The organism is Entomomonas sp. E2T0 (assembly GCF_025985425.1).
Classification (GTDB): domain Bacteria; phylum Pseudomonadota; class Gammaproteobacteria; order Pseudomonadales; family Pseudomonadaceae; genus Entomomonas.
This window is the reverse complement of sequence record NZ_CP094972.1, coordinates 181,582-192,781: the sequence shown is the minus strand read 5'-3', so window position 1 is coordinate 192,781 and position 11,200 is coordinate 181,582. Positions and strand designations below refer to the sequence as shown.

Here is an 11,200-nt window from a genome sequence, read left to right as displayed (position 1 = left end):
AGCTAAGTATTTTTTATTTATTTAACTAGAGTATACTAAACCACCTTGTAATTTTTGCAGTTTTGAAGTGATTTATGCGTAATGATCTTAAAGATGAACCTATTGATGTACCAAGTTTAACGTTGGATGAACATGACCAGTTAGAGAATGCTGATCATGCCTCACGCGATAGAGCAAGGAGTACAAAGCTGTCTAGATTATCTAATAGAACTGTTGTTTATATGCTGTTGTTTTTGTTTGTTGTCTATTCTATAGGCATGGTTGTATTGTTTTGGGTGTTTAAACAAGCAGCCGATGATGTGCGATACCAATTAGATGAGAAAACACATACAACATCTGCAATTACAGAAAATAATACGGGTCGATTACAGGCTATTACAGAACAAGTGAATAATCAACAAACAGTGACTAAAAATCAGCTTGAAAATATTCGTGCGCAAAATAAACAATTAGTTAATCAATTAAATCGGATTTTAGAAGCACAACAGACAATTACCACTAAACAAGAGGCTCAAGAAAAACGTTTAGCTAAATTAGAAGAGCAATTAGCTGTGTTAGGTAAGGCTACTAATCAAACAGAGCAAGTAAAGCAACTACAAAATGAAATAGCTGAGCTTAAAAAGATACAACCAGCTATCATTAGTTTAAGCAGTGATGTTGATGGACTGAAAAAACAAAATGTATCGCAAACACTGAAAAGTGTGCAGGATGATTTGTTATTATTACGTAGTCAGTTAGATAATGTTTCTACTAATAACGATAGTAAACAGCAATTAGAAGCATTACAAAATAAAGTAGATAGCCAGCTACAAAAAATGCAACAACAGCTTGATAATCGTTCCCCTTATTAAATGACAGAATATCCTCATGCGGTAGCTAAATTACGTGCTATTCGGCAAGCAAGTAGTACACGTCCTTTTTTAGCAAGGGGACATCAGGTTAAGCGTTGTGAGCGTTGTAGACTTGATGAAAACTACTGTATTTGTAATTGGCAGCCTAAAGTTAATACATCAGTAGGTGTTTGTTTATTGATGTATGATAGTGAACCATTTAAACCCAGTAATACAGGTTGGTTAATTGCTGATATTGTAAAAGATACACATGCTTTTAGTTGGACTAGGGTAGGTGATATGCAGGCAGTTAAAGACTTACTGAAAGATGATAGTTGGCAGCCTTATATTGTGTTTCCTGGTGAGTATGCACAATCAGAGCGAGTTAATCATCAGCTAATAAAAACAACAAAAAAACCATTATTTATTTTATTAGATGGTACTTGGCCCGAAGCTAGGAAAATGTTTCGTAAAAGCCCTTATTTGGATAGTTTGCCTGTATTGAGTTTAACGCCTGAACAATACTCACGTTATCAATTACGACGCTCTACTAATAACATGCATTTATGTACCGCAGAGGTGGCTGCACTTTGTTTGGAGTTAGCCGATGAAAATCTAGCAGCTTCAGCACTAAATACATGGTTGGACCTTTTTACGCAACATTATCTGGCAGCCCGAGAGTGCCGAAAAGTTAATGTAGATGATGTATTACATCAGCAAGCATTAACATATCAAATGGATCTTTAGTTATTAACTGGTAATGATGGTTGTTTTTTTGTTGGCCAGATTTGCGCAATAATAATTCCTACAAACATAAACATACATCCAATATAGCCTCGTGTTGTTAGTGATTCGTCTAAGAATATAGCGCCACAAATAGCAGCAAATACCGCTTCTAATGATAAAATAACAGCCGCATGTGAGGGAACAGCATCTTTCTGAGCAATGAGTTGTAATGTAAAACTAATAGCCACCGAAACAATCCCTGTAAAGAAAATAGCCAGTAGTGCTGGTTGAGCAAAGCTGATTTGTAGTCCTTCTAATGGCGCTGCTAGTAATAAACTAAGTATCGAGCAGACTAAACATTGCATAAAAGCCACTGCGATAGGATCATAACGACTTACTAGAAAACCAGCGCTTAGTACATGAAGCCCCCATGCAAATGCACTGATTAGGGTAATTAAATCCCCAAAACTGATGGTAAGGTGATCTGTTAATGTAAGAAGAGCCATGCCAATAACGGCTAATACGGCACCAATCCATGTACCTAATCCAGTTCTTTGACCAATGATTAAACCAAGGATAGGAACCAGAATGACATAAAGGCCAGTAATAAATCCAGAGTTAGTAATAGTAGTGTATTTAATACCTATCTGTTGTAAGTTGATGCCTATAGTTAATATAATTCCTAATACGATGCCACCTGCGATAGTCCTTTTAGAAAATATTTGTAATAAAGTAAGTTTATTTTTTCTTAAATAAAAGAAGATAATAGGCAGTAGTGCAAAAGTGCCTAATAGAAAACGTACTCCTGAAAAGGTAAGCGCGCCCATGTAGTTCATTGCGACATTTTGTCCGAGGAACGTGCTTCCCCAGATCATGGCAGTGATTAACATTAGAATGTTGGCACGGATTATAGCAGTTTGCATGATGTTCCATTGATACAAAAACCAATAACTTTGCCTGAAAATATGATGATTCGCTAGTGTTATTTGAGAAAATATAGTTAAATTGTATAGTCAGTAATCATAATTAAAATATAGGAAGATAGCACGTGAATAAATATGATATCTTAATTGCAGATGATCATCCGCTGTTTAGAAATGCCCTTCGTCATACACTAGTGTTAGGCTTGGGCTCTGATACTAAATTGGTGGAAGTGGATACTATTTCTAATTTAGAAAAAAGTTTAACGGATAAGTCGGATTGGGATTTAGTGTTACTCGATCTAAATATGCCAGGTGCTTATGGTTTTTCTGGATTGGTATTGTTGCGTGGCCAATATCCTAAAATCCCTGTAGTTATTATTTCTGCCCAAGAAGAACCTTCTATTGTTAACCGCTCTAGAGAGTTTGGTGCAGTTGGCTTTATTCCTAAATCTAGCCCTTTAGAAACTATTCAAAAGGCAATTCAACAAGTATTAGATGGTGACACATGGTGGCCTTACCCTGAAAATACTGATGATGGTATGGAAGAGGAAGCTAAAGAAACTAGTGCGAAACTAGCTAGTTTAACTCCTCAGCAGTTTAGAGTATTAACGATGGTGTGTGATGGCTTGTTGAATAAGCAAATTGCTTATGACCTAGATGTATCAGAAGCAACAGTTAAAGCACATATTACAGCCATATTTCGTAAGTTGGGAGTGCGTACACGTACTCAGGCAGCTTTATTATTACAACATATGGAATCGTTAGCACAATCTAAATAAGAATGTGTATTTGTGGTCATCTTTTGGATTAAGCGATAGAGAAAGATGAACCACAACCACAGGTTGTAACTGCATGTGGATTATTTTTTACTACAAAGCGAGAGCCTTGTAGGCCTTCTTCATAGTCAATTTCTGCACCTGATAGGTATTGAAAACTCATAGGGTCAATAACAAGATTTACGCCATTTCGTTCTATTAGAGTATCATCTTCAGCTGTTTCTTCATCAAAAGTAAAACCATATTCAAAGCCAGAACAACCACCACCTGTTACAAAAACACGTAATTTAAGGCGAGCGTTACCTTCTTCCTCGACTAAAGATTTTACTTTTTTAGCAGCACTTTCAGTGAATTGAATAGAACTAGGAGTAAATGTTTCGATACTCATTTTTTGATGTCTCCATGGTATTTTTTAGATAATAAAAATACCAATATAAATAAAATACCTAATTATTATCTTATTAACCAACTGAAACAGTCAATTATTATTTAATGACAAACTATTAACTGTTTGGGTCTTCGATGTCTTTAATCGGAAGTGGTTGTACTGTCCAATCAAAAGTATAGGTAGTCGGTTTGGTTTCATCAGCTAAATAGGCAGTTATTTTAACGCTTTTAGGTATAAAATTCTCTGGTAAAGTCATCTCACCAAATTGATTGCTTTCAGGAATCATGGCCATATATCTAAAAGAGAACGGGATATTATCTTTTTTATGCTCTGTTGTTGTGGTAACTGCTGCTAATGATATTGTGTGGGGTTGGTTATTGGTGGATCCAACAATAGCAATATGTAATGAGCCTTTTAGCAGTATATTGGCTTGATCAAGGCGTGTTAAAACTAACTTATAGCGAAAAGTATAAGGTTGTTCAGTAGCCTGAATAATTAAATCTCTAAATACTAATGGATCAGTAATTTTTTGTTTTGAGATAATGGCTTTATAAGAAATAATATCTTTTTGCTGCTGATAAATTTGTTGTTCTAACTGTAGGATAGTTTGACGAGTTTGGTCAAGCGTTTGAGTGTTTATTTTATTGGTATTTTCTGCCATGGATAGGCGAGTTTTGGTACTTTTCAACTGTACTTCTAACAATTTATATTGTTTTACTGAGTCAGTATTTGCATTGCTAGAAGCACTGTTAGCAACTAATTTCCCTGTATAGTAACTGGCTACAATGATTAACAGAGTAACAACGATAATTGAAGAAAGCTGTAGCCCAAACCAAAGTTGGTTTGGGTTGGATGGTGAGGTATTGTTATTCATAGTTATGGCATTAATGCTGTGTTCGTTAGTCCCAATGTTTCGTCTAAACCAAATAGGATGTTCATATTTTGAATGGCTTGTCCTGAAGCACCTTTAACGAGGTTATCAATAACTGATAAGATAACAACTAAATCACTATTTTGTGGGCGATGGACTGCAATTCGACAAACATTAGCACCTTTTACACTACGTGTTTGAGGATGACTACCTGCTGGTAAAATATCCACAAAAGGTTCATTGGCAAAACGTTGTTCATAGAGTTTCTGTAAGTCGGTAAAATGGTCTTTTACTTTTACATAAAGGGTTGCGTGAATACCTCTAATCATAGGGGTTAAGTGTGGGACAAAGGTAAGATTAATAGGTTGTTGAGCGGCTATTTCTAGCCCTTGTTTTATTTCAGGTAAATGGCGATGTCCACTCACACTATAAGCCATCATATTTTCAGTAGCTTCACAAAATAATGAACCTATTTTGGAGGCACGTCCAGCACCACTAACACCAGACTTGCAGTCAGCAATAAGTTGTGAAGTATCTGCTATGCCTTCTTCTAATAGTGGCAAAAATCCCAATTGTGTGGCTGTAGGATAACAACCTGGCACCGCGATTAAACGAGCAGTTTTAATTTGTTCACGATTAACTTCTGGTAAACCATAAACAGCTTCCTTCACTAGAGTAGGCGCACCATGTGGTTGACCGTACCATTTTTCCCATTCTGTAATATCTTTGATACGAAAGTCAGCAGATAAATCAATGACCTTGGTTCCTGCTTCTAACAATTCACCTGCTAAAGAGTGGGCCACTCCATGAGGGGTAGCAAAGAAAACCACATCACAAGCAGCTAGTTTTTGTGTATCAGGTACTGTAAAAGTAAGGTCGCTATAATAGTCTCGTAGGTTAGGATACATATCTGCTACATGTACACCTTCTTCAGAGCGAGAAGTAATAGCTACTACTTCAGCTTCTGGATGGGCAGCAAGTAAGCGTAGCAGTTCTACACCTGTATAGCCTGTTCCTCCAATAATACCTATTTTTAACATAACGCTTTACCCTTGATATGTGTAAATCAACATTATAAGTAATCAATAATAAAGCCAGAAGATTAAACAAACAATAGTATCTGTGAATTATCTTGATTATACTTGCAACCTAATAAAGCGATTTATCACAATAAGTTAGTTGATTAATAACATTATTTGTTATTTTGTAAGGCTTAACTTATGGTTTATGAGTGTTTGCAGGAGAAAGTTATTTTGACATTTAGAAAGGATTTATTAGTTACTTTGTTATTAATTACAGTAGCTCCTTTTTGTGTATTTATCCATTTTGCACCTTTGGGTGATTTTTGGCCATTTTTTATTGCTTGTGTTGCAGTTGTAATTTGCGCAGTATTCACATTAGGGGTTAATAACTTTAAGCAAAGTAGTTTGCTGGTTTCTCCTTTAATAGGTTGTTTAGTTGGGTTTTTTGCTATTCTTTGTTTGTTAACAGTAGTACAAAACACTAGTTTGCCAGATAAGGTCACTTTAATTGTTTATAGTGTGGTTGTTATTCTAGCAGCACTATTAGCTATTCAATTAGCTCAGAAAAGTGAAACACAATATTATGACTATTTAGCTTTTATATTGTTTATAGGCGGAATAGTTGAAGCATTAGGTGCTATCGTCATTCAATATCGTTTAGCAGGTATTGATTATTGGATGGTTCCTATGAGCGATCGTCTTATAGGTTTTATTGCTCAATCAAATCAATTAGCTATTTATATGATGGTAGCTTTTTTAGCACTTTGCTATTTAGCTTTCCGTAATATTTTACATATTGTAGTTGTGGTTATTTTTGCTTTATTGTTTGGTTTTGTATTGCTAGGTAGTGGTTCTAGGGCCGTATTAGTTTATCTAGTAATGGCATCAATAGTTGCTGGATTTTGTTTATTTAAAACGAGAGATAAAACTTACTTAAAGTTTGTTGTTTGTTTGGTTGCTCTTATTATAGGTGCTTTAATCTATTATTTTTTACCTACTATTCTACAACTATTTACTGATGATACTACGCAAGTTGCAACCACTAATATAGTTAGTTCCTTAAATCGTTCAGCGGCTAGTGAATCATTTCGATTATCTGAAATAAGCAAAGCATTTGCCATTGTTAAAGAGTCACCCTTGATAGGTGTGGGATTTGGTAATTATGCTGTTCATGGTTTTTGGGTTGGGGTGAATGATCCTAATTACACTATTATTGGTGACCTAACATTACATAGCCATAATCTATTTACGCAAATAATGGCTGAGTTTGGTTTAATAGGTTTGTTAGCATTATTAGCCTTATTGGCTTATATCACTGTTTGTTTTTGGAAAGCGCCTAAAACTTTACAATGGTGGTTAGTGCTCACAATATTCTTAGTGTATTTTATTAACTCTATGCTAGAGTATGTAATGTGGCGTATGCACTTTGTGCCATTAATTATTTTGGTATTAGTACCTTTATTATCAAAAAACATAAAGTTATTTATACCTAAAGTAATCAGTGGTGTATTCTGGATAATAGTTGCAGGGGTATTTATAGTTATAGCTAATAGCTCATTAGATACTTATGCAAAAAGCTTTTTTTACGATAATAATGTAGCTGTATTTGATAAAGGTGATTATAACAAATTTAAATCTGCTACAAGGGATTTGCTCTGGGGACGTGAGGTTCAACTACAAGAGTTTGTTAATTTGTCGCCTACAGTTGTCGATTTTGCTTATCAGCAAAGAGTAACTGATGAAATGTTAGCATGGCGCCCTTATGCACCAGTTATTGCAAATAAAATACAGTTGTCTTTATTATCTGGACAGGTAGGTGACTTGGATAAGCTATCACATGCATTAACTAGGGCTTATCCTACTATGGTACCAATGGTGTGCAATTATTTTAAAGATTTTAATAACATACCGAGTCTTCAAGGATTACGTATTGTCAAAAAAGAATTAAATTGTAGAAAGTTATCCTTATCAAAATAATAAGTATGTTGGTGAGTTTAATTAAATAAAGAGGCATTATAATAATGAGTAATGAGTTATTGGGTGAGTTAATTACTTTATTAAACCTAGAACCTATAGAAGAAAATATTTACCGTGGTCAGAGTCAAGATTTAGGGTTTCGTCAATTATTTGGTGGGCAAGTACTCGGGCAAGCATTATCAGCGGCCAGTTATACTGTTCCTGAAGAGCGCGTTGCTCATTCATTACATGGCTATTTTTTACGTCGTGGTGATGCGACTTTCCCTGTTGTTTTTACTGTTGATCGAGTTCGTGATGGAAAAAGTTTTAGTTCTAGACGTGTAACAGCCATTCAAAAAGGTAAACCCATCTTTTTTTGTAGTGCTTCATTTCATGATCCTGAAACAGGTTTTGAACATCAAGAAAAAATGCCAGATGTGCCAGGCCCTGATGATCTTGAAAATGAAGCTAGTTTGATTTCTAGGCAGTTAGATACTTTGCCAGAGAGGGTGTTAGAAAGAGTAAAGCGTGGTCGTCCTATAGAGATAAGACCTGTGTCTGATTTTAACCCGTTTGTACCTAAGAAAGGTCCAGCTATTCGTCAAGTATGGTTTAAAGCGGATGGTGAAGTGCCAAATATTGCTTCATTGCATCGCTATTTATTAGCTTATACATCTGATTTCAATTTATTAACTACTAGCTTATTGCCGCATGGTAAAGGGTTTATGGATGTAGATATGGAAGTAGCGAGTGTAGATCATAGTATCTGGTTTCATAGTCAACCTAAAATGAATGAGTGGATGCTTTACTCTATGTATAGTCCTTGGGCAGGAGATGCACGTGGTTTAGTTCGTGCGGAAATTTTTAGTCAGGATGGCAAGTTAGTGGCATCAGTGTGTCAGGAAGGGCTTATTCGTCAAATAAAGGCTAATCCTTAATTATATACTTAGGGGATGGGGATAGTTATTATGCAAATGGATATAAAAAAGCTTAAAGCTTGGGGTGTTCATGCGTTTACTGCTAGTGGTGTGGTATTTGGTTTATTAGCATTATTGGCAATTTTAGAGGGTGATCCACAAATGTCTTTTGTGTGGATGGGGGTTACCTTATTAATAGATGGTATTGATGGTACATTAGCACGTCGTTATGATGTAAAGAATCAAGTACCAGAATTTGATGGCAGTATATTAGATTTAATCATTGATTATTTAACCTACGTTTTTGTACCAGCTATCTTTATTTATTATTTTGTACCATTACCTTATGGTACACAGATATTATCAATAGCCATTATTTTATTATCGTCCTTTTTCTGTTTTTGCAATGTAAATATGAAAAGTGAAGATAATTATTTTGTAGGTTTTCCTGCTACATGGAATATTGTTGCATTATATTTTGTAGTAATTAATCCCCCTGCAGTTTTAACATTTTTGGCTATTATAGGACTAGCGATATTGTCAGTAATACCTGTTAAGTTTTTGCATCCTTTTAGAGTTCGTAAAGCAATGGTATTAAATATTATATTTAGTTTAGTGTGGTTGATTACTAGTGGTTTTTTAATTGCACAGTATGGCAATTTTAAAACATGGACTTTAATATTATGGTGGATTTCAGGTCTTTATTTTATCGGTTTTGGTGTGTGGCAAACGATTAGTGATAGAAATAGTCAAAACTGATAAGATTTGGTATGTTTACTTAATACGTACTGAGCATGGGAAACTCTATTGTGGTAGTAGCCATGATCCTGTTGCAAGATTTTATAAGCACTGTCAGGGTAAGGGGGCTAAGTTTTTTTCAACAAGCAAGCCCATAGCATTAGTTTATATTGAGCAATGCGAATCTAAATCCCATGCTTTAAAAAGAGAAAGTGAAATAAAGCAATTAACTAAATATAATAAAGAACAGTTAGTTATTAATGGTTGTAAAGGGTTTCAGTTACCTATTTATAATAAAGAACCCTCTTTAACATTAGCTGATATTTTACAAGCATGAGGAAGATAATGTTATGTGGCAAGATATTGAAGAACGCCTTAAGCTATACCAGCCAAGTTCTCCTTTATTTCCCAGTTCTTTGCAAGAAGCCGCTGTACTAATACCTATTATTAAAAAAGAGCAACCAGAGTTAGTCTTAACATTGCGTTCTGATAAATTGGCCTCTCATCGTGGAGAGGTTGCTTTCCCCGGTGGTAAACGTGATCCAGAGGATGTAGATTTATTGCAAACGGCATTGCGTGAGTCTGAAGAAGAAATAGCCTTATTACCTGATAATGTAGAAATTATAGGTTCTTTACCAACATTAATTTCTAAAAATCTTTTAAAAGTTAAGCCTTATGTCGGTTTTGTCGACGATTCTCTTTCTTACCAAGCTAATTTAGATGAAATAGCATTAATTTTTACGGTGCCCTTGAGCTATTTTAGAGAGGATCCACGCATTGTTACTCACCGTATTGATTATTTAAATATTGAGTGGTATATCCCTTGTTATCAATATCATCAATTTAAGATTTGGGGATTAACCGCCATCATGATAGCAGAGCTAGTAAATATAGTATTTGATACTAATATTTCCTTTCATGAGAAACCTGCTGATAGTCTTTTAATAGACTATACTCAGTTGAAAAAATAAATCTATATCAAAAAAAATTGATATAGACTTGTTGTTTTGTCATTTTCTGGGTAGACTGCGCAGCTATGCCAGCTTCTAACCTAACTATTGATAATTTTGCCAATCTATGTAAAGCAGTGAGTGAACCGCTGCGGGTTATGGTATTAAGGGTTTTATTGCATAATTCGTTTGGTGTTTTAGAGCTTACCCAGTTGTTTAATACTACACAGTCAGGAATGAGCCACCATTTAAAGGTGTTATTGCAAGCAGGCCTAGTGATAACTAGGCGTGAAGGAAATACTATATTTTATCGTAGAACACTTTCTGTAGAGCATTCTTTGAGTAGATTTCATCAAAGCTTATTAGCCGAAATTGATGGTTTAGCAATACCAAATGAGCTGCAACAAAATCTTAATATCATTTATGCTGAAAGAGCAGAGGCTAGTCGAATTTTCTTTACTAATCTTGCAAAAGGCGATGGTATAGATCAGCAAGATGTGATTGTTGACCTGAAACATTATCAAGATAATATTTTGAAGATTATTGATAGTAAAGGTTTTAATAAAGAGGCTATTGCGTTAGAGGTGGGGCCTGGTGATGGCAAGTTTTTACCATTACTGGCTAAGCGCTTTAAAGAAGTAATTGCAGTCGATAATAATGCGGAAATGCTACAATTAGCAGAGCAATATTGTCAGCAGCAACAGCTGCCTAATGTTATTCTAAAGAAGGCAGATGCTACTAAGCTACAGGTAACTAACCCATTAGATTGTATAGTGGCTAATATGGTGTTACATCATTTACCAGCACCAGCTGATGCTTTCCAACATTTTAAAAGTTGTTTAAAAGCATCAGGTAATTTATTAGTGGCAGAGTTATGTCATCATGAACAAGATTGGGTTACTAAAACTTGTGGTGATTTATGGCTAGGTTTTGAGCCAGATGAATTAACTCATTGGGCTAGTAGTGCAGGGTTTAAGCCAGACGAAAGTTTGTATATAGGTTTACGTAATGGTTTTCAACTACAGATAAGATGCTTTTGTGCTGTTTAGCGATTCTTTAGTAATAAAGTGATCAGTTATATTATTTAATATGAGGAGTTTTGT

13 protein-coding genes are annotated in these 11,200 nt (G+C 35.1%); 9 read left to right on the top strand and 4 right to left on the bottom strand.

The features are described 5' to 3' along the window. Window positions 1-74 precede the first annotated feature (74 nt). Complete coding sequence (locus MTZ49_RS00940) at window positions 75-851, top strand: hypothetical protein (RefSeq protein ID WP_264746560.1); 777 nt, start codon at window positions 75-77, stop codon at window positions 849-851. Continuing rightward, window positions 852-1,577 carry a tRNA-uridine aminocarboxypropyltransferase gene (locus MTZ49_RS00935; RefSeq protein WP_264746559.1) on the top strand — a complete coding sequence of 242 codons (726 nt, stop codon included), beginning with the start codon at window positions 852-854 and terminating at the stop codon, window positions 1,575-1,577. On the opposite strand, the gene MTZ49_RS00930 is transcribed toward MTZ49_RS00935, so the two are convergent. Next, window positions 1,574-2,479, bottom strand: coding sequence for a DMT family transporter (locus MTZ49_RS00930; RefSeq protein WP_264746558.1), 906 nt, complete (start codon window positions 2,477-2,479; stop codon window positions 1,574-1,576). The genes MTZ49_RS00935 and MTZ49_RS00930 overlap by 4 nt on opposite strands. Before the next feature lie 125 nt (window positions 2,480-2,604). Here MTZ49_RS00930 and MTZ49_RS00925 point away from each other — a divergent pair, with 125 nt between their 5' ends. Next, the gene (locus MTZ49_RS00925; RefSeq protein WP_201093878.1) at window positions 2,605-3,258 is read left to right on the top strand and encodes a response regulator; all 654 of its coding nucleotides are present in this window, start codon (window positions 2,605-2,607) and stop codon (window positions 3,256-3,258) included. A 28-nt stretch (window positions 3,259-3,286) separates the two neighbouring features. Here MTZ49_RS00925 and erpA read toward each other — a convergent pair whose 3' ends face one another. From erpA to argC, 3 genes are all read right to left on the bottom strand, one after another. Then, window positions 3,287-3,643, bottom strand: coding sequence for an iron-sulfur cluster insertion protein ErpA (erpA, locus tag MTZ49_RS00920; protein ID WP_264746557.1), 357 nt, complete (start codon window positions 3,641-3,643; stop codon window positions 3,287-3,289). A 115-nt stretch (window positions 3,644-3,758) separates the two neighbouring features. After that, window positions 3,759-4,517, bottom strand: a complete 759-nt coding sequence (locus tag MTZ49_RS00915; protein WP_264746556.1) for a DUF6776 family protein — start codon at window positions 4,515-4,517, stop codon at window positions 3,759-3,761. 2 nt (window positions 4,518-4,519) lie between these two features. Then, the gene (gene argC, locus MTZ49_RS00910) at window positions 4,520-5,554 is read right to left on the bottom strand and encodes an N-acetyl-gamma-glutamyl-phosphate reductase (protein WP_264746555.1); all 1,035 of its coding nucleotides are present in this window, start codon (window positions 5,552-5,554) and stop codon (window positions 4,520-4,522) included. 213 nt (window positions 5,555-5,767) lie between these two features. On the opposite strand from argC, the gene MTZ49_RS00905 reads away from it, so the two are divergent. The 6 genes from MTZ49_RS00905 (at window position 5,768) to MTZ49_RS00880 (ending at window position 11,146) form a co-directional block, all read left to right on the top strand. Beyond that, window positions 5,768-7,513, top strand: a complete 1,746-nt coding sequence (locus tag MTZ49_RS00905) for an O-antigen ligase family protein (RefSeq protein WP_264746554.1) — start codon at window positions 5,768-5,770, stop codon at window positions 7,511-7,513. Window positions 7,514-7,557: 44 nt separating this feature from the next. Beyond that, window positions 7,558-8,430 carry an acyl-CoA thioesterase II gene (gene tesB, locus MTZ49_RS00900; protein WP_264746553.1) on the top strand — a complete coding sequence of 291 codons (873 nt, stop codon included), beginning with the start codon at window positions 7,558-7,560 and terminating at the stop codon, window positions 8,428-8,430. A 30-nt stretch (window positions 8,431-8,460) separates the two neighbouring features. Next, on the top strand, window positions 8,461-9,168 hold the full coding sequence (gene pcsA, locus MTZ49_RS00895) for a phosphatidylcholine synthase (protein WP_264746552.1): 708 nt from the start codon (window positions 8,461-8,463) through the stop codon (window positions 9,166-9,168). Beyond that, window positions 9,146-9,484 (top strand): GIY-YIG nuclease family protein, encoded by a 339-nt coding sequence (locus MTZ49_RS00890; protein ID WP_319804735.1) that lies wholly within the window; start codon window positions 9,146-9,148, stop codon window positions 9,482-9,484. The genes pcsA and MTZ49_RS00890 overlap by 23 nt, the downstream gene beginning before the upstream one ends. Window positions 9,485-9,497: 13 nt before the next feature. After that, window positions 9,498-10,118, top strand: coding sequence for a CoA pyrophosphatase (locus MTZ49_RS00885; RefSeq protein ID WP_264746551.1), 621 nt, complete (start codon window positions 9,498-9,500; stop codon window positions 10,116-10,118). Between the two features lie 65 nt (window positions 10,119-10,183). Beyond that, window positions 10,184-11,146 carry a metalloregulator ArsR/SmtB family transcription factor gene (locus MTZ49_RS00880; RefSeq protein WP_264746550.1) on the top strand — a complete coding sequence of 321 codons (963 nt, stop codon included), beginning with the start codon at window positions 10,184-10,186 and terminating at the stop codon, window positions 11,144-11,146. The last annotated feature ends 54 nt before the right edge of the window (window positions 11,147-11,200 follow it).

Excerpts from the sequence above, each read along its gene's own strand:
- tesB (WP_264746553.1), top strand. The coding sequence starts at position 7,558 with ATGAGTAATGAGTTATTGGGTGAGTTAATTACTTTATTAAACCTAGAA.
- erpA (WP_264746557.1), bottom strand. The coding sequence starts at position 3,643 with ATGAGTATCGAAACATTTACTCCTAGTTCTATTCAATTCACTGAAAGT.
- pcsA (WP_264746552.1), top strand. The coding sequence starts at position 8,461 with ATGCAAATGGATATAAAAAAGCTTAAAGCTTGGGGTGTTCATGCGTTT.
- MTZ49_RS00885 (WP_264746551.1), top strand. The coding sequence starts at position 9,498 with ATGTGGCAAGATATTGAAGAACGCCTTAAGCTATACCAGCCAAGTTCT.
- argC (WP_264746555.1), bottom strand. The coding sequence starts at position 5,554 with ATGTTAAAAATAGGTATTATTGGAGGAACAGGCTATACAGGTGTAGAA.
- MTZ49_RS00915 (WP_264746556.1), bottom strand. The coding sequence starts at position 4,517 with ATGAATAACAATACCTCACCATCCAACCCAAACCAACTTTGGTTTGGG.
- MTZ49_RS00880 (WP_264746550.1), top strand. The coding sequence starts at position 10,184 with ATGCCAGCTTCTAACCTAACTATTGATAATTTTGCCAATCTATGTAAA.
- MTZ49_RS00930 (WP_264746558.1), bottom strand. The coding sequence starts at position 2,479 with ATGCAAACTGCTATAATCCGTGCCAACATTCTAATGTTAATCACTGCC.
- MTZ49_RS00940 (WP_264746560.1), top strand. The coding sequence starts at position 75 with ATGCGTAATGATCTTAAAGATGAACCTATTGATGTACCAAGTTTAACG.
- MTZ49_RS00935 (WP_264746559.1), top strand. The coding sequence starts at position 852 with ATGACAGAATATCCTCATGCGGTAGCTAAATTACGTGCTATTCGGCAA.